The organism is Thiorhodococcus fuscus (assembly GCF_042682685.1).
GTDB classification, from domain to species: domain Bacteria; phylum Pseudomonadota; class Gammaproteobacteria; order Chromatiales; family Chromatiaceae; genus Imhoffiella; species Imhoffiella fuscus.
Window position 1 is genome coordinate 41,290 of record NZ_JBHUHX010000047.1, and the last position, 21,004, is coordinate 62,293.

Sequence of the window (21,004 nt, forward strand, 5' to 3'; positions counted from 1 at the left end):
CCCACACAGTCAACGCATCAGGAGGATGCCGATGTCCATCATCTATGTCGATCTGATCGACGCCTGTCACATGAAATGCCCCACCTGCGTCCGGGGCACCCGGTTGCTGCCGAACAGCTCGCGCCGAATCCCGATGGCCCAGTTCGAGCGCATCGTCGAGAAGGCCAAGAGCGAGGACTACGAAAACGTCGGTCTCTACAACTGGACCGAACCCTTCCTCAACGCCCGGATCGCCGACTACATCCGGGTGGTCAAATCGCTCGGACTCAATTGCGAGGTCTCGACCACACTCTCCTTTCGCGGACGCACCGCGCTGATCGAGGAGTCGCTGAGGGCCGGGCTGAACAAGCTGATCGTCTCGGTCTCCGGCTTTACCCAGGAGATCCACCAGATCAACCACCGAGGCGGCGATCTCGCCATGGTGAAGGCCAACCTGGAGCACATATCCCAGCTCATGGCCCAAGAGCCGATCAAGACCCAGATCGTGCTGCGCTTCCTGCGCTTCGATCACAACCGGGAACAGGAATCCTTGGTCGCAGACTATGCGCACTGGCTGGGATTCGCCTTCGAACCGCTCCAAGGCGTCGGAACGGTGGAAAACCCTGTCAGCAACTACGCCCATCAGGAAAGCTTCCTGGAGCGGCTGCGGGACTATTCGCCAGCCAGGCTCCAGATGCACGACGGCGAGGTCTGCCCTTTGATCATGGATACGGTCGCGGTGGACGCCAACGGCATGGTCTCGCTCTGCTGCGCCAACCCCAACTACCCGGCGCTCGAAATCGGCCCCTATCTCGATCTCACCCGCGAGGAAATCCTCACCCGACGCTACGCGCACCCGCTGTGCCCAAGCTGCACCTTCCCGCGACGGGAGGCGACTCCGGCGGATCGCAAACGCCTGCTGCAGGCACTGGGCGTCCGGTTGAAGGCGCCCCAGGAAACAGAATCTCCCGAAGCATCCCCAGAAGACAGATCGGACATCTCGACCGATTTCGGGACGAATGGCATGCTAGAGGACATCAAGGTGCGTCTGAAGCGCTGGCTCGCGTTCAGCTAGAGGGCGCCGATCACAACCGATCGAATAGGTCATCCAATGCGCTGGGAAGACGGTCGCCGTAGCGACAACATCGAGGACCGCCGGGACGAGGGGTTCAGCGGCCAACCCACGGGTTTCGGACCACGGCTCGGCATTCGCGGCGGGGTCGGCGGCATCCTGGTGGTAGTGGTCCTGCTCCTGCTCGGCGTCGATCCCAGCCAGTTGCTGTCGCAGCTCGACCGGCTGCCCATCGACACCACGCCGAGCAGTCATCAGACGACACCCCATGCCAATGGCCACCCGGCCGGTCAGGACCAACTCGCCGACTTCGTCTCGGTCGTGCTGGCCGACACCGAGGACACCTGGACCACAGTCTTCCGCGAGCACGGTAAAGGCTACAGCGATCCACACCTGGTCCTCTTCAGCGGCGCGACCCGCTCGGCCTGCGGACTCGGACAGGCGGCCATGGGGCCCTTCTATTGTCCGGCCGATCGCAAGGTCTATATCGACCTCTCCTTCTACGACGACCTGCGCGAACGCTTCGGCGCGCCGGGCGATTTCGCCCAGGCCTATGTCATCGCCCACGAGGTCGGCCATCACGTCCAGAACCTGCTCGGCATCTCGACCAAGGTGCATAACGCCCAGCAGAAGGCCAGCCGAACCCAGGCCAACGCGCTCTCCGTCCGGCTGGAGCTCCAGGCCGACTGTTTCGCCGGTCTCTGGGCGCACCGCGCCCATGTCTCGCGCGACATCCTGGAGCCCGGCGACCTCGAAGAGGGACTCCGGGCCGCCTCCGCCATCGGCGACGACCGGCTCCAGCGCCAGTCGCAGGGCCGAGTCACACCCGACAGCTTCACCCACGGCAGCTCGGCGCAGCGCGTGCGCTGGTTCAAGCGCGGATTCCAGGACGGCGACATCGGGGCCTGCGACACCTTCTCCGCCAAGCAGCTTTGAATGAGATCACGACGGCACATCCATACCTCCGTAGCCCGACGCGAGGAGAATGACCGCTGGAGACCAACCTTGGTGCAACAATCCTCGACACCTCGCACATAAAGAGTGCAAGGGCATGGCGCTCAGCACCAATCCGGGGCCTAAAACATCCTAAGAACGTCAAGAATCCAGGCGCGGGGACAGGAGAGCGAGCACCAGATGAAGATGGCATAACCTCTGCTTAAGGCATCGTCGAACGTACGCTCGAATCCACTGAGTCCACCCCATCAGGAGATATGCGTCCATGTCGAAAAGCAGGCTTCGCGTCTCGGCCACAGCACTGGCTGCCGCACTCTCGATCGGCCTCTCGTCGGTCGCCTCGGCCGCCGACACCATCAAGGTCGGCATCCTCCATTCGCTCTCGGGCACCATGGCGATCAGCGAAACCACGCTGAAGGACACCATGCTGATGCTCATCGACGAGCAGAACAAGAAGGGCGGGCTGCTCGGCAAGAAGCTCGAACCCGTGGTGGTGGATCCCGCCTCCAACTGGCCGCTGTTCGCCGAGAAGGCGCGCGAACTGCTGGAGAAGGACAAGGTCGCGGCGGTCTTCGGCTGCTGGACCTCGGTCTCGCGCAAGTCGGTGCTGCCGGTGTTCGAGGAGCTGAACGGCCTGCTCTTCTATCCAGTGCAGTACGAGGGCGAGGAATCCTCCAAGAACGTCTTCTACACCGGCGCCGCGCCCAACCAGCAGGCGATCCCGGCGGTCGACTATCTGATGAACGACCTGGGCGTGGAACGCTGGGTGCTGGCGGGCACGGACTACGTCTATCCGCGCACCACCAACAAGATCCTGGAGGCCTATCTCAAGGCCAAAGGCGTCGCGGACGACGACATCATGATCAACTACACGCCCTTCGGTCATTCCGACTGGCAGAGCATCGTCTCGGACATCAAGAAGTTCGGCTCCACCGGCAAGAAGACCGCCGTGGTCTCGACCATCAACGGCGACGCCAACGTGCCTTTCTACAAGGAGCTGGGCAACCAGGGCATCTCCTCCGAGGACATCCCGGTGGTGGCCTTCTCGGTGGGCGAAGAGGAACTTTCGGGCATCGACACCAAGCCGCTGGTCGGCCATCTCGCGGCCTGGAACTACTTCATGAGCGTCGATACGCCCGAGAACGAGGCCTTCATCGACACCTGGCACGACTTCATCAAGGACGACAAGCGCGTCACCAACGACCCCATGGAGGCCCATTACATCGGCTTCAATCTGTGGGTGAAGGCGGTCGAGAAGGCCGGCAGCACCGATCCCGACAAGGTCGCCGCAGCCATCATCGGACAGGAAACCCCCAACCTGACCGGCGGCAAGGCGGTGATGCTCAAGAACCACCACATCACAAAGCCGGTGCTGATCGGCGAGATCCAGGACGACGGCCAGTTCGCCGTGGTCTGGGAGACCGAGAAAGAGGTTCCCGGCGACGCCTGGTCCGACTATCTGCCTGGCAGCAAGGACATCATCGCCGACTGGACGCCGCCGATCTCCTGCGGCAACTACAACACCGTCACCAAGACCTGCTCCGGTCAGAACTACTGATTCGAGCGTCCCACCGATCCTGATCTGAACGGTCAGGATCGGCGATTTAGCAAGTCACGGGTCGCGCCTTCATGCAATTGGCGTGTCCCTGGGTGGGCTGGCGTCGGTTCTCCGCCCGGCGCCCAGCTCCTCAAAAATCCCCGTACCCAAACGCATTCATGAACCGCGCCCCTCGACTCGGGACGCCGTTCGAGGGTCCGCCATGCCAGTCAGATGTCTCAGCCGCGCCGGTCTGCGAGCCAGGCTGATCGCCGCCTTTCTGCTGATCGCATCGATGCCGAGCGCCTTCGCCGATCCGGGCGACTTCCAACGGGGCGCGGCGCTGATCGCCGAGAACAGCTTCGCCAGCCTCGAAGAAGGCGTGGCGCTGGTTGCCGCGAGCGGAGACCCCAAGGCGCGCCAACTGCTGCTGGCGCTACAGGGAAGCGATCTCTATCTGCTCAAATCCGATCGAACGCTGGTGATCGCGGCCAAAGGAACGGATGGCTACGACCTCACCGACCCGCTGACCGGCGAGCCGGCCGGAACCGCCGCCTCCAAGCGCGAACTCAAGCGCATCCGCATCAATAACCGACTGCGCTCCCAGCTGAGCGCGGCCATCGCCGGTCTCGACCTCTCGCATCAGGATCCCGCCATCCGACTGTCCGGCGTCAACGAGATGCTCGCCAACCTGGACGACGACGGACTCAAGCTGCTGCGCGAGCGTATCCAGGTCGAGACGGACACCGAGGTGCGCGAGGCGATGACCACGGCGATCGCACTGGGCGATCTGGACAGCACGGATCCCGAGGTGCGACTGCGGTCGCTCGACGTCCTGCAAGGCAACCTGCATCCAGCGGTACGCGGCGCCATCCGGCGGTTGATCGAGACCGACGCCGACCCCGAGGTCCTCAAGAGCGCACAGCGGGTCAAGGACAGCATCGAGTTCAAACTCGAACTCTACAGCCTGGCCGAAACGCTCTTCTTCGGTCTGAGCCTGGGCTCGGTGCTGGTGCTGGCGGCGATCGGGCTGGCCATCACCTTCGGCGTCATGGGGGTCATCAACATGGCCCACGGCGAGCTCATCATGCTCGGCGCCTATACCACCTATCTCGTCCAGCAACTGATGCCGGGGCACATCGGGCTCGCGCTCCTGCTGGCGATTCCGGCGGCCTTCATGGTCTCGGGCGCGGTCGGCATCCTCATCGAGCGCGGCGTCATCCGCTTCCTCTACGGCCGACCGCTGGAGACCCTGCTCGCGACCTTCGGCATCAGCCTCATCCTGCAGCAGCTGGTGCGCACCCTCATCTCGCCGCAGAACGTGCCGGTCGCCAATCCGGAGTGGATGTCGGGCTCCTGGCAGATCAACAGCGTCCTCTCGCTGACCATGAATCGCATGGTCATCATCGCCTTCTGTCTCATCGTCTTCAGCGCGCTCTATCTGGTGATGCGCAAGACGGCGCTGGGGCTGCAGGTGCGCGCGGTCTCGCAGAACCGCGCCATGGCACGCGCCATGGGGGTGCGCTCGGCGCGAGTGGATGCTCTGACCTTCGGACTCGGCTCCGGCATCGCCGGCGTGGCCGGCGTGGCGCTCAGCCAGCTCACCAACGTCGGCCCCAATCTGGGGCAGACCTACATCATCGACTCCTTCATGGTGGTGGTCTTCGGCGGGGTCGGGAATCTCTGGGGAACCCTGGTGGCAGGCATGTCGCTCGGCGTCGTCAACAAGATCCTCGAACCCTGGGCCGGTGCCGTGCTGGCCAAGATCCTGGTCCTGGTCTTCATCATCCTCTTCATCCAGAAACGCCCGCGCGGACTCTTCCCGCAGAAGGGTCGAGCGGCGGAGGGCTGATCCGTGATGCGATCCGACATCCAACCGGGCAGGCTCCATCTCGATCGCGGCGGCCGGATCTTTCTGATCCTGCTGGCGGTCACGACCCTCCTGGTCCCCATCCTCAACCTGGCCATCCCGGCGGACAGCCCGCTGCACGTCTCCACCTTCACGGTGACCCTGCTCGGCAAGTATCTGACCTATGCCCTGCTCGCCGTCGCCGTCGATCTGGTGTGGGGCTATCTCGGCATCCTCAGTCTGGGGCACGGCGCCTTCTTCGCCCTCGGCGGCTATGCCATGGGCATGTATCTGATGCTCCAGATCGGCGACCGCGGCGTTTACGGCAACCCGGATCTGCCGGACTTCATGGTCTTCCTCAACTGGCACGAGCTGCCCTGGTTCTGGCACGGCTTCGACATGTTCTGGTTCGCCGCCCTCATGGTGATCCTGGTGCCCGGCGTCCTGGCCTTCGTCTTCGGCTGGCTCACCTTCCGCTCGCGCGTCACCGGTGTCTATCTGTCCATCATCACCCAGGCCCTGACCTACGCCCTGATGCTGGCCTTCTTCCGCAACGAGATGGGATTCGGCGGCAACAACGGCCTGACCGACTTCAAGGATCTGCTGGGATTCGATCTGCAATCGGACGCGACCCGGATCGGGCTCTTCATCGCCAGCGCGCTGGCGCTCGCCGGCGGCTATCTGGCCTGCCGCTATCTGGTCAACTCCAAGCTGGGACGGGTCGCCATCGCCATCCGCGACGCCGAGAGCCGCACCCGCTTCATCGGCTATCGGGTCGAGCAGGTCAAGCTCTGGATCTTCACCTTCTCGGCCGTGCTCGCCGGCATCGCCGGGGCGCTCTACGTGCCCCAGGTCGGCATCATCAATCCGGGCGAGTTCTCGCCGCTCAACTCGATCGAGATCGTGGTCTGGGTCGCCATCGGCGGACGCGCCACACTCTACGGCGCGGTGCTGGGCGCACTGCTGGTCAACTACGGCAAGACCTATCTCACCGGGGTCATGCCGGACGCCTGGCTGTTCGCACTGGGCGGGCTCTTCGTGCTGGTCACGCTCTTCCTGCCCCAGGGCATCGCCGGCCTGCTGCGCCGCAAGGGGGCTACCGCATGAAGACGCTCGATACCCTGCGCGCCACCATGCGTCGCGACCAGGTCTGGGACTTCATGCGGCCCAGACAGGGGCTGGGGCTGGAGCTGGACATGAGTCACGGCACCATCCTCTACCTGGAGGACATCTCGGTCATCTTCGACGGCTTCCGCGCGATCGACCACCTCAACCTCTACATCGACGCGGGCGAGCTGCGCTGCATCATCGGACCGAACGGCGCCGGCAAGACCACCATGATGGACATCATCACCGGCAAGACGCGGCCCGACACGGGCACCGCCTGGTTCGGCCAGACCATCGACCTGCTGCGTCTGTCCGAACCCGAGATCGCCAGCCTCGGCATCGGACGCAAGTTCCAGAAGCCCACGGTCTTCGAGCCGCTCTCGGTACTGGAGAATCTGGAATTGGCCATGGCCGCCGACAAGCGTGTTTGGCCGACCCTGAGGGCGCGTCTGACAGGGGAACAGCAGAGCCGCATCGACGAGGTGCTGGAGACCATCGGGCTGCAGGAGCACCGCGCCCAGCGCGCGGGCGCGCTGTCGCACGGTCAGAAGCAGTGGCTGGAGATCGGCATGCTGCTGATGCAGGATCCCTATCTGCTGCTGGTCGACGAGCCGGTCGCCGGCATGACCCACCAGGAGATGGACCGCACCGCCGAGCTGCTGAAATCCCTCGCCGGCAAACACTCGGTCGTGGTCGTGGAGCACGACATGGACTTCGTGCGCTCCATCGCCAACAAGGTCACCGTGCTCCACCAGGGCAGCGTGCTCGCCGAAGGGACCATGGACGAGGTCCAGAACGACCCGCGCGTGATCGAGGTCTATCTGGGCGGCGCGACGTAGGGCGCAACAGGCGCCAGCCGTATTGCGCCGCATGGAAGATACCGCCATCGCCAAACGGGCTCGGCGACATCGGAGGACACGGGTGGCGCCTCACATGCGGACCGGTGGCGTGGATTCCTTTCGGCGCAATACGCTTCGCTATTGCGCCCTACGGTCCACGATCGGTGCCGAGAATCGATGTCTCGCCACCATCGGCACACAGCGTTTCCGAGAATCAACTAGAGACCCGGCAGGCCATGCTGAGCATCCAAGCACTCAATCAGTTCTACGGCGAAAGCCACACGCTCTGGGATCTCGACCTGGAGGTTCCCGAGGGCCAATGCACCTGCATCATGGGCCGTAACGGGGTCGGCAAGACGACCCTGCTCCAATGCATCATGGGGCTGCTGCCGGTCGCCTCCGGGCGCATGGACTATCTGGGTCAGGATCTGCTCAGGCAATCGGCGGAGAAACGTGCCGGACTCGGCATCGGCTATGTCCCCCAGGGACGCCAGATCTTCCCCTTGCTGACGGTCGAGGAAAACCTGCGCATCGGTCTGCCGACACGCCCGGACGGCAAACGCCAGATCCCCGACGCCATCTTCGCGCTCTTTCCCGTGCTCAAGGAGATGCTCGGACGGCGCGGCGGCGACCTCTCGGGCGGACAGCAGCAACAGCTCGCCATCGGCCGCGCGCTGGTGATCGACCCCAAGCTCCTGATCCTCGACGAGCCCACCGAAGGCATCCAGCCCAACATCGTGCAGGAGATCGGCGACATCGTCCGCAAGCTCAATCGCGAGATGGGGCTGACCGTCATCCTGGTGGAGCAGAAGCTGCCGTTCGCGCGTCGCGTCGCGGATCGGTTCTGCATCCTCGACCGAGGGCACGCGGTGGCGACCGGCGGCATCGACCAACTCGACGAGACCCTGGTGCGCGAATATCTGACCGTCTGACCGTCACCACGCTCAGGGCGCCGAATCCCAGCTGGAGGCATCGAAGCCCAACTTCTCCGCAGCGAGCCGATCCATCGTCGGCAACGCGCTCCATTTCATCCGCTTGGAGGCCGGCGCCGACGCCTTGCCGGTCCAACTGGCGGGGTCCCATCCGAGCACCGTCCACAACGCCTGCTCGTCCGGGGTGAGATCGAACCAGGCGAACCCATGCCAGAAGGCACTCACCTCGCCGGTCGGCTGACGGATGCCAGGATCGCCCGCAGACACCTTGCCGGGCATACCCGAGACGAGCAGGAAACCGAGCACGCAGGCCGCGATCGAGGCGAAAAGAAGCGAGCGATGTCGCTCGACGGATTTCATGGACTCAACCGATTTCATAGGTTCAACGGATTTCATGATTCGCCAACATCTCAAGGGAAGAGAAAACACAAGGGACCGGACGGTTGCGAACGGCAGTCCTGGATCAGGATGGACCGGACCGCTCCCGCATCAAGTCATCCCGCGACGGCAGCCTTCGCATCATCGCCTTCATGGGAGATCCGTCCCATTCCGGGTGCTGACGCATCAGCGCCTTCCCGGCCTTGATGCTGCGCAGGATCGCCCAGGGCGAGGGGATACGCGGGATATGGGCCAGCTCCCAACGAATGCCGGTGGCATCGACGAAGAAGACCGCATAGTAGCCGGGCGCATAGATCGGATACTCGGCCGGAACCTCGGTGACGGTCACATCCTCCCGCAGCAGGAATTCGGCATGGAAGCGGTCGATCTCGCGGCGGTTGCGCGCCCAGAGCGCGACGTGATGGACCCCGGTGTTCTGGTCCTCATGATGCAGACGCTCACCGCCGCGTGCCGGCTGGATGCCGATATAACTGTGCGGCATGGGAAAGCGGGCCATGTAGTAGGTGGAGCGGTATCCGATGTCCAGCGTCCAGAAGCTGGTGTATCCCAGCCAGCCGAACATGCGGTCGTAGAAGGAGACCGACCGCTCATAGTCCAGGACGGACAACTCGACGTGATGGAGTCCCCGAAATCGCATGCCAGACCTCCCAGGCTGAATCGATGGTGACAACGGTGGCCCCCATCTTGACAGACGCCAATTGCCGAACCAAGACGCAAGCGCGCCCGGCATTCAGGTCCGACTCACTCGGGGTCGATTCCCGGCACCCGCAGCACTATCTGGTCCTACGCGCGTCTCGACCGCGTTCGCATCCGGTCCGACCACATCCAGCCCCTCGGAGCCGCCTATGACCGACACCTCCACACCGACAGATTCCTCGACCGGACTCGGGCTCTATCTCGGCGTCCTGCAGTTTCTGCTGCTGCTCACCTGGACCGTCTATGCCCTCTATCTGCCCGGACTGCTGGAGTCGGTCGGTATCGCGCGCAGCTGGACCGGCTGGATCCTGCTCGCCGACCAGGCGCTCTTCGCCTGCTTCGACGTCGCCTTTGGCTTCCTGGCGGACCGGGCCTTCCGGCTCTATGCCCGGATCGGACCCTGGGTGCTGACGTTCACGGCGATCTCCTGCATCGCCTTCCTCGCCCTGCCGCTGCTGCCCGGAGCGGGCGCGAGCCCCACGCTCTTCCTCTGCGTCACGGCGATTTGGGTCCTGACCTCGTCGGCGCTGCGCTCGCCGCTGTTCGCCCTGCTCGCGCGTCACGCCGCGACGCCCGCCGTTCCTCGGCTCGCCGGCCTGGCCCTGCTCGGCATGGGGCTGGCCGCAGCCGTCTCGCCCTATCTGGGCACGCTGCTCGCCGCCCAGGATCCGCGCCTGCCCTTCGCCGTCTCCAGCCTGACCCTGCTCGCCGTCTGCTCGGGCATCCTGGTCGCCGAGCGTCGTGCGCCGGCCAAGGCCGCAACCGAGACGGCACCGACACGCCGTCTTCCCGCTTGGGGATGGCTGCCGGCGCTGCTGCTCGCCGCGCTCGCCTTCCAGATCGGGGTCTTCATCAATGCCGGTCCACGCTATCTGCGGGAGGTCGACCCCAGCGCACTGCCCTGGCTGATGCCCGTCTTCTGGGTCGCCTTCAGCCTGCTGGTCTTCGTCGGCGGACGGCTCAGCGCACGCTGGGGCGCACCCCGAATCTTCATCCTCGGCTGTCTGGCCGGCGCGGCCGGCCTGGCCCTGACGACGCTCGACGGGATCGGCGCCGCAGTCGGCGGCTATGCGCTCGCGGGGCTCGGCTGGGGCAGCGCACTGCCGAGCGCCTTCGGCCTGGCGGCCGAATCCGGACGTCCGGGACGTACCGCAACCTTCACCGGACTGCTCTTCGCCACGCTGGCCGTGGCCGCCTTCCTGCGCATCGGAATCAATTTGAGCGGCTGGCCGAGCCGGGAGGACCTGACACCCCTGCTGACGACCGGCCCAGCCCTGTTCTGGCTGCTGGGTGGGCTCCTGGTCCTGGTACTGATCCGGCTGGTACGAGCCCGACGCCAGAAGACCGACTCGATGCATGCCTGACGTGTCTGAAGGCGATCGGACCAGACCTCTTGACCATCCCCGGCATTGTGCAGACCATCGGGACCAGGCAATCGCAATCATCCAAAAGGCCGACAACCGCCCGTGACGTACCGGCTCAGCATGACCCCCAGCCCAACCGCAGAGGCAATGGCAGATCCAACCCCGGAAGGCGACGGAACGGCCCTGGGTTGGCAGGCCAGTCTCTCGCTCGGGTTCGCCCGACGCGGCGCGCGCACGGTGCTCGCCGAGCGGCGCGCGCGCGGTCCGCTCACGGTGCAGCGGCCCTTCTATCCGGAGGGGGATGTCTGTCATCTCTACCTGCTCCACCCGCCGGGCGGACTGGTCGGCGGGGATCGCCTGGAGGTCGAGGTGGATCTGGCGCCCGAATCCTCGGCCATGATCACCACGCCCGGCGCGGCCAAGTTCTATCGCAGCCTGGGTCCGCGCGCGGAACAGCATCAGACCCTGCGCGTTCGGGACGCCAGTCTGGAATGGCTGCCCCAGGAGAACATCCTCTTTCCCGGCTGCCATGCGCACCTGAACACCCGGATCGAACTGCAGGGCGCGGCGCGCTTCATCGGCTGGGAGATCCAGTGTCTGGGTCTGCCGAGCAATGGGGAACGGATGGATCCCGGCCGTGCCGGCCTTCAGCTACGCATCGAGCGCGACGGACGTCCGCTGCTCTGGGATCGGCTGAACATCGAGGACAGACGCGACCTGGACGGCCCCAGCGGTCTGCGCGGCATGCCCGTCACCGCAACCCTGATCGCAACCGGCGCCGACGAGGCCGTCCTGCGACTGGCCCGAGATGCCGTGGGACCGGACCCGGACGCCCTGATCGGCATCACCCGCATCGAGGACCTGCTGATCGTGCGCGCGCTGGGGCTCGCCAGCGACCGGGTCCGCAACCGACTGACCGCCATCTGGGCGAGCATTCGCCAGCCACTGCTCGGCCGCTCGGCCCAGGCGCCGCGCATCTGGGCCACCTGACACAGCACGAGGATCGACCATGGAACTGACCCCACGCGAGAAAGACAAGCTGCTGCTCTTCACCGCCGCCCTGCTGGCCGAGCGACGCAAGGACCGGGGCGTGAAGCTGAACTATCCGGAGGCCGTGGCCTTCATCAGCGCCGCCATCCTGGAAGGCGCCCGCGACGGCCAGAGCGTCGCCGAGCTCATGGACTACGGCCGCACCCTGCTGACACGCGAGGACGTCATGGACGGCGTGCCGGAGATGGTCCAGGAGGTCCAGGTCGAGGCGACCTTCCCCGACGGCACCAAGCTGGTGACCGTGCACCAGCCGATCGTCTGACGCATTTCTAACCGCCAAGACGCGAAGCGCGCAAAGGATTTTTCGGGATGATCCAGCGCACGGGTATAGCCGACATGCCGAACCCCTCTTCGCGTCCTTCGCGCCTTTGCGGTTCGACTCATCGAACTCAGCTCCAGTGGAGACAACCATGATTCCAGGCGAAGTCATCGCCGCACCCGGCGAGATCGAGATCAACGCCGGACGCGACACCATCATGCTGCGCGTCGAGAACAGCGGCGACCGGCCGATCCAGGTCGGCTCGCACTATCACTTCTACGAGACCAACCCGGCGCTCCAGTTCGAGCGCGAACAGACGCGCGGCTACCGGCTGAACATCCCCGCCGGTACAGCGGTACGCTTCGAGCCCGGCCAGGGCCGCGATGTCGAGCTGGTCGCCTACGCCGGAGACCGTGAGGTCTACGGCTTCAACGCCAAGGTCATGGGCACCCTTTAGAACCGAATCTGGAGATCGAGCGATGGCAAAGATCGGCCGGCAGGCCTATGCGGAGATGTACGGCCCGACCACGGGCGACCGGGTTCGGCTCGCGGATTCGGATCTCTGGATCCAGGTCGAGGAAGACCGTACCGTCTATGGGGACGAGGTCAAGTTCGGCGGCGGCAAGGTCATCCGCGACGGCATGGGACAGTCCCAGCGGGTCGCGGCCGAGGTGGTCGACGTCGTCATCACCAACGCGCTGATTCTGGACCATTGGGGCGTGGTCAAGGCCGACATCGGCATCAAGGACGGACGCATCGTCGGCATCGGCAAGGCGGGCAACCCGGACACCCAGGCCGGAGTCGACATCGTCGTCGGTCCAGGCACCGAGGCCATCGCCGGCGAGGGCCAGATCCTCACGCCGGGCGGGATCGACTCGCACATCCACTTCATCTGTCCGCAGCAGGTCGAGGATGCCTTGATGTCCGGCATCACCACCATGCTCGGCGGCGGCACCGGACCCGCGACCGGCACCAACGCCACCACCTGCACGCCCGGTCCCTGGAACATCCACCGCATGCTCCAGGCCGCCGATGAGTTGCCGATGAACCTGGGCTTCCTCGGCAAGGGCAACGCCAGTCTGCCTCAGGCGCTGGAGGAACAGGTCCGGGCCGGTGCCATCGGGCTCAAGCTGCACGAGGACTGGGGCACGACACCCGCAGCCATCGACTGCTGTCTCGACGTCGCCGAGCGGATGGACGTCCAGGTCGCCATCCATACCGACACCCTCAACGAGTCGGGATTCGTCGAGCACAGCATGGCCGCCTTCAAGGGGCGCACCATCCACACCTACCACACCGAGGGCGCGGGCGGCGGCCATGCACCGGACATCATCAAGGCCTGCGGCGCGCCCAACGTCCTGCCCTCCTCGACCAATCCGACCCGACCCTATACGGTCAACACGGTCGACGAGCATCTGGACATGCTCATGGTCTGCCATCACCTGGACCCGAGCATCGCCGAGGACGTGGCCTTCGCCGAATCGCGCATCCGCCGCGAGACCATCGCCGCCGAGGACATCCTGCACGACCTGGGTGCCTTCTCGATGATCGCCTCGGATTCGCAGGCCATGGGCCGGGTCGGCGAGGTCATCACGCGCACCTGGCAGACCGCGCACAAGATGAAGGTCCAGCGCGGTAGCCTGAAGGGCGACCCGGCCGAGCACGACAACCTGCGCGCGCGGCGCTATATCGCCAAATACAGCATCAACCCGGCCATCGCCCACGGCATCGCCCACGAGGTGGGGTCGGTCGAGGTCGGCAAGCTCGCCGATCTGGTGCTCTGGAAGCCGCCCTTCTTCGGCGCCAAGCCGAGCCTCATCATCAAGGGCGGCATGATCGTGGCCGCGCCCATGGGCGATCCCAACGCCTCCATCCCCACGCCCCAGCCGGTGCTCTATCGGACCATGTTCGGCGCACTGGGCGGGGCACGCACGGCGACCCGCATGACCTTCCTCTCGCAGTCCGCCATCGCGGCCGGCGTGCAGGACGCCATCGGCCTGCGCAGCCTGATCGGCGTGGTCATGGGCTGCCGCGACATCGGCAAGAAGCACATGGTGCTGAACGACGCCCTGCCGAACATCGAGGTCGATCCCCAGACCTACCAGGTCCGCGCCGACGGCGAATTGCTCGTCTGCGAACCGGCGAAGGTTCTGCCGATGGCGCAGCGGTATTTTCTGTTTTAGCTACCAGCTACCAGCTACCAGCTACCAGCCAGATCATATCGCTGGAGGCTGGAGGCTGGAGGCTGGAGGCTGGAGGCTGGAGGCTGGAGGCTGGAGGCTGGAGGCTGGAGGCTGGAGGCTGGAGACTGGAGGCTGGCCGCCGATCACAACTGCAACTGGCGTTCGTCCTCCCATTGCTTGCGCAGGCGTGGCAGATCCTCGCGATAGCCGGCGGCGTCGCCGTAATCGACGAAACTGCTGGTGCGCGGATGCGGGTCCATGGTGCGCTGGGCATGCTTGATGGGGCACCAGAACTGCTCGGTCCGTCCGGAGACCTCGCGCGCATATTCCAGAACCTGATTGCCGTATCCGCAATAGACGCAGTTGAGCTTCTCGATCAGATTGAGATAGGGCAGACGATGCCGGTCGACGATGAGATAGTCGGAGCGACGGACCAGGGGGATGCCGTAGACCCGGAAGCACACCTGCTGGTAGAGGCTGATGGAGAGATCCAGAATGGCAAACGGCAGAATCATGCCGTAGATGACGGGCGCGGTCAGGATGAAGGCGATCGGGGCATCCTTGATATAACGCCAAACGCCGATGCGCTGCCGCAGATGCAGGCGCCGTACGTTCCGCTCGAAGACGACCTTGCCGCGCCGCCGCTCGTAGCGAAACCGCTCGCGCCCCTCGGCGAGCATGCGATCGAATTCGCGATCGAATTCCTGTTGCGTCTCCCGCAGACGTCTCCGGATGTCCTCGAACACCAGATTGGACATGTCATTGCCTCTTGCATTGAAAATCGAGATGGCACGCCCAAGCGGTGAGCGCGTCGCAACGGACGACGCTCTCCGACTACGGGGCGCGAAGAATAGCCACGACGCAGGGGTGAGAAAAGGGCTGACCGTCTCGCACGTCACATAGAGGCTGTCGCAAAAGCCTTTCCATCGGTTTTTGTGACAGTCTCCGAGAGGAGACAGAGGTCCGGATCGACCCAGGACAGGGCAGGCGGCATGCTAGCCTGACACCGAGACCCCGGCAATCGTTCGACGATGGCCGGATCGCACCCAACCACGCGAACGACCCAAAGACACACGACTCATGATCCGTCTCACGCGCAAGACCGACCACCCGCTCGATACCGACACGACACTGACCCTGACCTACGACCAGCGGGTTCGCAGCCGTCTGCGCGTCGTCCTCGACGACGGCCGCGAGGCCGGACTCTTCCTCGAACGGGGCGGCAGCCTTCGCGACGGCGACCACCTGCTCTCGGATGAGGGTCTGGCGGTTCGGGTACGCGCCGGAGACGAGACGCTCTCCAGCGTGCGCTGCGACGATCCGCTGCTGTTCGCCCGCGCCTGCTATCACCTGGGCAACCGACACGTCGCCCTTCAGATCGGACCCGGAATCCTGCGCTATCCGCACGACCATGTCCTGGACGACATGCTGCGCGGGCTGGGGCTGACGGTCGGTCTCGAACAGGCCCCCTTCGAGCCAGAGGCCGGCGCCTACGAGGGCGGACACCAGGCCCACGGTCATCGGCACCATGACCACTGACCTCGCCCTGCTGCGACTGCTGCATCTGTCGAGTCCCAGTCTTCCGACCGGCGCATTCAGCTATTCGCAAGGCATCGAATGGGCGGTCGAATGCGGCTGGGTGCGCAACACGGCGGATCTGGAGGGTTGGCTGCGCGATCAGCTGCGCACAACCCAGACCGGCATCGACCTGCCCCTGCTCGCCCGACTGCACAGGGCGGCCCGACAGGGCGACGACGCCGCGCTCGACGCCTGGACCCAGCGCCTGCTCGCCAGCCGCGAGACCCAGGAACTGCGTAGCGAGGAGTCCAATCGCGGTCGTGCCCTGGCGGACCTGCTGATCTCGCTGAACCTGGCAGGGGCGGCCGAACGCAAGACCCTGATCGCCCGCGCACAGACCACGGGCTTCGCCTATGCCGCCGCTCACTGGGACATCGACCCGCGCCGAACCCTGCTCGCATACACCTGGAGCTGGCTGGAGAATCTGGTCATCGCCGCCGTCAAGATCGTCCCGCTCGGCCAGACCCAGGGTCAGCAGACCCTCGCGCGTCTGGTCGAAGAGGTGCCCGCCGCCGTCGACCGAGCGCTCCAGACCGAGGACGCCGACATCGGCGCCAGCTCGCCCGCGCTCGCCATCGCCAGCAGCCTGCACGAGACCCAATACACCCGGCTCTTTCGCTCCTGAGCGGACCTGCGAACGCGCATCGAGCCTCTTACGCCCACTGGGCGCTTTTGTTACGTTTGCCAACGGCGCCGACGAACCGTCGCGGCGTCTTCACCCACCGATGGCGCAGAGACACGGCCTCTCCGCCCGAGGAATCTCAGATGAGTCAGTCCCCATTGCGCGTCGGCGTCGGCGGCCCGGTCGGCTCCGGCAAGACCGCGCTGCTCGACCTGCTCTGCAAGCGTCTGCGCGATCGCTTCGAGATCGCCGTCGTCACCAACGACATCTACACCCGCGAGGATGCCGAATTCCTGATCCGCAGCCAGGCGTTGCCTGCCGAGCGCATCGTCGGGGTCGAGACCGGCGGCTGTCCGCACACCGCCATCGAGAAAAGGGGACGAACATATTTTCCACGAGCAGCTACCCTTCCCGATCCCGAACCGCCTCTTCTCCGCCAAGCGCGAAGTGCCGCTCCAACACCTCGGCAAGCCGTTCGGACTTCTTCGTCTCGCATTCCCAAATCACGACCGTCCGCCACCCCAGCGCCTCCAATTGCGCCATAGCCTCGCGGTCGCGCTCGACGTTCCGGTCGAACTTGCTCTGCCAGAACTCGATCCGAGTCTTCGGAGTCGTCGCCTTCGGGCAGCCGGGATGCCGATGCCAAAAGCACCCATGAACGAAAACGACGGTGCGATGCCTCGGCAAGACGATGTCGGGAGTTCCTGGCAGGTCCTTGCGGTGCAGCCTGAAGCGGAATCCGAGCGCGTGCAGGGCGCGGCGCACGCGCAGTTCGGCCGAGGTGTTCTTGGAAGCCACTCTCGACATGAGCCAAGAGCGGCGCTCCGGAGCGAGCCGGTCCACCGTAGCCCCGGACCTCAGACGGACGCCGCCGTCGGCACCCGCTCCTCGTACAGCTTCTCGGCGATCACGCGGAAGAGCGCCTCGGAAATGATCGGGGAAACGCTGTTGCCGATCATTCGAAACGAGTGCCAAACCGTCGGATGGAACAGATGGGAATCCGGAAAGCCCTGCAGGCGCGCCGCTTCCCTGACGGTGATCACCCTCGGATGGTCCGGATGGATGGGACGCACGGACTGGTAGGATCCTCGATCCGACCCGGTTCCGGCTCGGAGCGTCGGACACTGTCCGTCCCACCGCAACCGAGGATGACGCCCGACTTCGTCTTTGCCGCCAGGCTCAACACGCGCGAAACGCTCGACGACATTGGGCGCGTGCGCGGTGGTCCGGTGACTCGTGAACAGGCGATCCGGGGCACTGAGTCGACGGGCATAGTCGGATGTCGGGGCGAGATCCGGGATCCGCCAGACGTCGAATCCGTCCCTTTCGCCCACCTCGATCACGCCTTCCAGGTCGCCGATGGCGTCTCGGACGGTCGCCGCCGGACGCTTGGCGACTTCGATGTCTTCCGGAAGGATGGCGTCGCCCCTATCCTTGCGGACGCCGACGACGAACAGTCGCGGCCGAGCCGTTGCCGCTCCGAAATCGGCGGCGTCCAGAATCGTCGGCCCGAACAACGCGTAGTCGTCGCGCACGTAGGCCAGCGCACCTTCGAGTTCGTCTCGGGCGTTTCGGTAGGCGAGACCCCGTACGTTCTCCATCACGAAAAAGGTGGGACCGGTCTCGGCCACCAGGCGGTAGAAATGCGCCAACAGACGCCGACGCGGATCCGAACGATCGCGTCTGCCGATGTCGCTGAACCCTTGGCAGGGGGGGCCTCCGAATATTCCGTCGACTCTCCCTCCAGCGACCGCTCGCAAATCCTCGCCGCGCAGGCCCGCCACGTCGCGCAATTCGTGGAGAGTGGACGGGAAGTTGCTCTCGAAAGAAGAGCTTAGAATGGGATCGTTGTCGAACGCTGCGGCTACGTGAAAGCCAGCCCGATGCGCGCCCAGAGAAAATCCTCCGCATCCGGAAAACAGATCGATAAGGACGGGGGCGGAGGGAATTATGGGCATCATGCCCGGAAAGATATCACGAACGAACGTGGTTGGCGATCGCCGAACGCGATCGCTCACGAAAGTATCTGTGCGAACGTCGGATATTGTCGATAGTATTTCTGGAAGGTCTCGATCTGGCTTTCCTCCAAATCGAACCCCAGCTGCCTGATGCGATCGCGAGTGAGTCTATCGGTGCAAGGCAGCTGGGATTGCAGCACGGCCGCCTCTCTCATAGTGAGGTGCGGGGCGACGATCGGCTTGTCGGGGCGGCAAAGCCAATCCTCACTTTGGGTGATCTGCTCCACTTCATGCCTGTTCCCCTCCTCAGGCAACACTCCTCCGACCGTAACCATGGGAGCACCGTCTTGATAGGGAATGCGAATTGCGGGAACGAATCCCCCAGGGCGAGATGCTTCTTCTGCGACCGACTGCATGTACCTTAGAGAAATATCGGCAAGTGTCTGTTGCATGCGCTCTTCTTCCTTTACCGATCGTTTAGGTAAGTTGTCGGGAACGACAGAGCGAAACAACTCCTGCAAACGACCCAGCCTATCCTCCGGATTTTTCCCGTAGGATCTCGGGCAAGCATTAAATGTCGAGACGAGAAGACTGTTCATTGGCGCTCTTTCGATCAACATCTGCAGATCGCCCTTCATCTCTTCGTCGAAATCTCCATCGTAGTCAAGCCAAATCAACCATGGACGAGATTTCCAATTTTCGTCATTGCACAAAACGGGAAGAATTTCGGATGACGAACCATGCATCACTTGAACGGTTGCATAGGGTGAGTTGAATTTAGCTCTCTTATATCCGATTTCTTCACGCTCGATCGATATCATTTCCTCTATTCGCAGCATTCTATGGGCCATTATGAAATCCGTAAACCAAACGGACCCCAACCCGACATAAACGAGTTCGGTCAATTTCAAATGCATTTGCAAATCTCGAACACCCTCGAATACAATCTGGCGTTCGATACTTTTGCTGGGTCTCAAGCTATAGTTTACGCTATCGAACGAAGCCATTAATCTTCGCCTACGTAATCGGAATACATGTAATCGAAAGACCGAAGGCCGACATCCTTGTATGACATGTTGATGTTACCCAACTCCCTAGCCAACTCCTTCATTCTTTCTCGAGAAACCGAGTAATTGACGTTGGCCATTTTCTGGCGTGGTTTTACCGTCAAATTGGGTAGCTTAGTCGATGACTGCGCCTGAATCTGGTGTATGGGGATCGACCTGGTCTCGGCTTCCTTTTTCTTCGCTTCAGCCAAATCCTGTTTTCGCCAGTTCGTGTAGTCGATCCATGCCCTGCTGACATCACGCATATGCGGCCTAAGCGCTCTACGATAAACGACGGAAGTTCTGTCAACGCTGCGCTTGGTCGTCGTCAAAGGCAAGGATTCTGCGTCTTCGGAAGTAAAAAGTACTATGCCAAGAAACCCGGTATACTGACCATGCCAACTGGGCAGATCGTCGCTCCCCCATCCCGAAACATCGGTTTTGTCTGCTGCGAGTACGATTCTGCCGTTACAGGCGATATACCATCCCGAAATCCGTTCCCGATCTCGCGACCGGTCTTCGGGAGGCTCGTTGTCGTCGTAAGGCAAGGCGGCCATCCCTCCGATGATTTCTACGGTGACCTTCTTACTTGCATCGATCTGTTCTTCGTACGACATCCGCATCGGAGAAAACTCGTCGCTCTTTCTGAGTTCGATGGGACGCGCCCGAATGCTCTCCCCGTTCAGCGCAACCTTCAAACCACCGCTCATGTGAAGAGAATAATCTCTGGCAATCATTCGTTTTAGGTTTTCGAGAAAGCTGGGATTTCGAAAAGCCTCGGATGCACCGGAATTCAAATCCTCCACTAAGATCTCAACGCCATCGTTCTCAAGCGGTTCGTCGTCATCAATATCGAAATCCCAAGGCGGCTCGTCGTTCTCGATCCATTTCGAAACGACGATGGGAACAGCAAACGAGTGCCTTCCTCCATGTTCATCCCTATATGTGCTGCGAATTCTTATCTTGTTTCCCAGCTTAAACACGGCTCGCTTCATGCCGATACCGTAAACCCCGATGCTGTATCCGTCGGCATGGTCGGCTATTTTCCTACCGAAACTAAAAGCATACTCGACCGCTTGATCGAGACTCATTCCACCGCAATTATCCAATATCGAAAACTTATTTGGATCCGCCTCGATACGAATATCGTATTTGGAAAGCCCTTCATGCGGCTCGAGAGTCATCGGAGGACTTCCCTCGGTTTTCCAGGCCCCATCGATGCTATTGTCGATTAAATCGAAAATGCAGTCCTCGAGCGTAATATCTCGGGTGATCATTCGCACGAAGAATGCCTTTGTAGGACTCGCTGCAGCCTTAGCTATTTCGTTCAAATCTTTAGCCCTCGCATCGGTCGCTTATCTGCTATCGCCAATAGGCCGCAGACCCGATCGAAATACACTTACGTTGCTTTCGGACTCAAAGCGCCCGTTCGCTCCGATACCACAACCAGCCAACGGAAGCAGAACACTGATAGGTCAATCATAACGAAAAGACGACAATACACGCGAGGAGAAAAGCAAACTGAAGCGTCTCCTGGCCCAGGACTCCCCTCAGAAAGCGTCGACCGTCGCTCGCATCGC

The 21,004-nt window shown here is 63.3% G+C and carries 21 protein-coding genes and 1 pseudogene; 15 read left to right on the plus strand and 7 right to left on the minus strand.

The features are described 5' to 3' along the window. The first annotated feature begins 31 nt into the window (after nt 1-31). From ACFSJC_RS15405 to urtE, 7 genes are all read left to right on the plus strand, one after another. Complete coding sequence (locus tag ACFSJC_RS15405) at nt 32-1,054, plus strand: radical SAM protein (RefSeq protein WP_386027966.1); 1,023 nt, start codon at nt 32-34, stop codon at nt 1,052-1,054. Between the two features lie 36 nt (nt 1,055-1,090). Beyond that, nucleotides 1,091-1,987: a KPN_02809 family neutral zinc metallopeptidase gene (ypfJ, locus tag ACFSJC_RS15410; protein ID WP_386027967.1), complete on the plus strand. Its 897-nt coding sequence runs from the start codon at nt 1,091-1,093 to the stop codon at nt 1,985-1,987. Nucleotides 1,988-2,270: 283 nt separating this feature from the next. After that, nucleotides 2,271-3,563 carry an urea ABC transporter substrate-binding protein gene (gene urtA / locus ACFSJC_RS15415; protein ID WP_386027969.1) on the plus strand — a complete coding sequence of 431 codons (1,293 nt, stop codon included), beginning with the start codon at nt 2,271-2,273 and terminating at the stop codon, nt 3,561-3,563. Nucleotides 3,564-3,765: 202 nt separating this feature from the next. Beyond that, on the plus strand, nt 3,766-5,394 hold the full coding sequence (gene urtB, locus ACFSJC_RS15420; protein ID WP_386027971.1) for an urea ABC transporter permease subunit UrtB: 1,629 nt from the start codon (nt 3,766-3,768) through the stop codon (nt 5,392-5,394). 6 nt (nt 5,395-5,400) lie between these two features. After that, nucleotides 5,401-6,498, plus strand: a complete 1,098-nt coding sequence (gene urtC, locus ACFSJC_RS15425; RefSeq protein WP_386028142.1) for an urea ABC transporter permease subunit UrtC — start codon at nt 5,401-5,403, stop codon at nt 6,496-6,498. Next, nucleotides 6,495-7,337 carry an urea ABC transporter ATP-binding protein UrtD gene (urtD, locus tag ACFSJC_RS15430; RefSeq protein WP_386027972.1) on the plus strand — a complete coding sequence of 281 codons (843 nt, stop codon included), beginning with the start codon at nt 6,495-6,497 and terminating at the stop codon, nt 7,335-7,337. Before urtC ends, urtD begins: the two co-directional genes overlap by 4 nt. Nucleotides 7,338-7,573: 236 nt before the next feature. Next, the gene (urtE, locus tag ACFSJC_RS15435) at nt 7,574-8,269 is read left to right on the plus strand and encodes an urea ABC transporter ATP-binding subunit UrtE (protein WP_386027974.1); all 696 of its coding nucleotides are present in this window, start codon (nt 7,574-7,576) and stop codon (nt 8,267-8,269) included. A gap of 12 nt (nt 8,270-8,281) precedes the next feature. Here the strand turns inward: urtE and ACFSJC_RS15440 are convergent, their stop codons facing one another. Continuing rightward, entirely contained in the window at nt 8,282-8,629 is a 348-nt protein-coding gene (locus tag ACFSJC_RS15440; RefSeq protein ID WP_386027976.1) for a hypothetical protein, read from the minus strand. Nucleotides 8,630-8,732: 103 nt separating this feature from the next. Continuing rightward, nucleotides 8,733-9,305, minus strand: a complete 573-nt coding sequence (locus tag ACFSJC_RS15445; RefSeq protein ID WP_386027978.1) for a VOC family protein — start codon at nt 9,303-9,305, stop codon at nt 8,733-8,735. A 208-nt stretch (nt 9,306-9,513) separates the two neighbouring features. Between ACFSJC_RS15445 and ACFSJC_RS15450 the strand changes: the two genes are divergently transcribed. From ACFSJC_RS15450 to ureC, 5 genes are all read left to right on the plus strand, one after another. Continuing rightward, complete coding sequence (locus tag ACFSJC_RS15450; RefSeq protein WP_386027979.1) at nt 9,514-10,728, plus strand: MFS transporter; 1,215 nt, start codon at nt 9,514-9,516, stop codon at nt 10,726-10,728. A 147-nt stretch (nt 10,729-10,875) separates the two neighbouring features. Then, complete coding sequence (locus ACFSJC_RS15455; protein WP_386027980.1) at nt 10,876-11,718, plus strand: urease accessory protein UreD; 843 nt, start codon at nt 10,876-10,878, stop codon at nt 11,716-11,718. A gap of 19 nt (nt 11,719-11,737) precedes the next feature. After that, nucleotides 11,738-12,040: an urease subunit gamma gene (ureA, locus tag ACFSJC_RS15460; protein ID WP_386027982.1), complete on the plus strand. Its 303-nt coding sequence runs from the start codon at nt 11,738-11,740 to the stop codon at nt 12,038-12,040. A gap of 148 nt (nt 12,041-12,188) precedes the next feature. After that, nucleotides 12,189-12,494 carry an urease subunit beta gene (locus tag ACFSJC_RS15465; protein ID WP_386027984.1) on the plus strand — a complete coding sequence of 102 codons (306 nt, stop codon included), beginning with the start codon at nt 12,189-12,191 and terminating at the stop codon, nt 12,492-12,494. Nucleotides 12,495-12,516: 22 nt separating this feature from the next. Then, complete coding sequence (ureC, locus tag ACFSJC_RS15470) at nt 12,517-14,220, plus strand: urease subunit alpha (RefSeq protein ID WP_386027986.1); 1,704 nt, start codon at nt 12,517-12,519, stop codon at nt 14,218-14,220. A gap of 143 nt (nt 14,221-14,363) precedes the next feature. On the opposite strand, the gene ACFSJC_RS15475 is transcribed toward ureC, so the two are convergent. Further along, entirely contained in the window at nt 14,364-14,978 is a 615-nt protein-coding gene (locus ACFSJC_RS15475) for a hypothetical protein (RefSeq protein ID WP_386027988.1), read from the minus strand. A gap of 322 nt (nt 14,979-15,300) precedes the next feature. On the opposite strand from ACFSJC_RS15475, the gene ureE reads away from it, so the two are divergent. The 3 genes and pseudogenes from ureE to ACFSJC_RS15490 form a co-directional block, all read left to right on the plus strand. Further along, a complete protein-coding gene (gene ureE / locus ACFSJC_RS15480) occupies nt 15,301-15,759 on the plus strand; it encodes an urease accessory protein UreE (protein ID WP_386027989.1) in 459 nt (152 codons plus the stop codon). Continuing rightward, complete coding sequence (locus tag ACFSJC_RS15485) at nt 15,749-16,423, plus strand: urease accessory protein UreF (RefSeq protein WP_386027990.1); 675 nt, start codon at nt 15,749-15,751, stop codon at nt 16,421-16,423. Before ureE ends, ACFSJC_RS15485 begins: the two co-directional genes overlap by 11 nt. 140 nt (nt 16,424-16,563) lie before the next feature. Next, nucleotides 16,564-16,794: pseudogene (locus ACFSJC_RS15490) on the plus strand (GTP-binding protein); the annotation flags it as partial. 28 nt (nt 16,795-16,822) lie between these two features. On the opposite strand, the gene ACFSJC_RS15495 reads toward ACFSJC_RS15490, so the two are convergent. The 4 genes from ACFSJC_RS15495 to ACFSJC_RS15510 are packed head-to-tail and all read right to left on the minus strand — an operon-like array spanning nt 16,823 to nt 20,755. After that, nucleotides 16,823-17,263, minus strand: a complete 441-nt coding sequence (locus tag ACFSJC_RS15495) for a very short patch repair endonuclease (protein WP_386027991.1) — start codon at nt 17,261-17,263, stop codon at nt 16,823-16,825. 14 nt (nt 17,264-17,277) lie between these two features. Further along, nucleotides 17,278-18,381: a DNA cytosine methyltransferase gene (locus tag ACFSJC_RS15500; protein WP_386027993.1), complete on the minus strand. Its 1,104-nt coding sequence runs from the start codon at nt 18,379-18,381 to the stop codon at nt 17,278-17,280. 53 nt (nt 18,382-18,434) lie between these two features. Continuing rightward, nucleotides 18,435-19,385: an O-methyltransferase gene (locus tag ACFSJC_RS15505; RefSeq protein WP_386027995.1), complete on the minus strand. Its 951-nt coding sequence runs from the start codon at nt 19,383-19,385 to the stop codon at nt 18,435-18,437. Further along, nucleotides 19,385-20,755, minus strand: coding sequence for an ATP-binding protein (locus ACFSJC_RS15510; RefSeq protein WP_386027997.1), 1,371 nt, complete (start codon nt 20,753-20,755; stop codon nt 19,385-19,387). The genes ACFSJC_RS15505 and ACFSJC_RS15510 overlap by 1 nt, the downstream gene beginning before the upstream one ends. Nucleotides 20,756-21,004 lie beyond the last annotated feature (249 nt).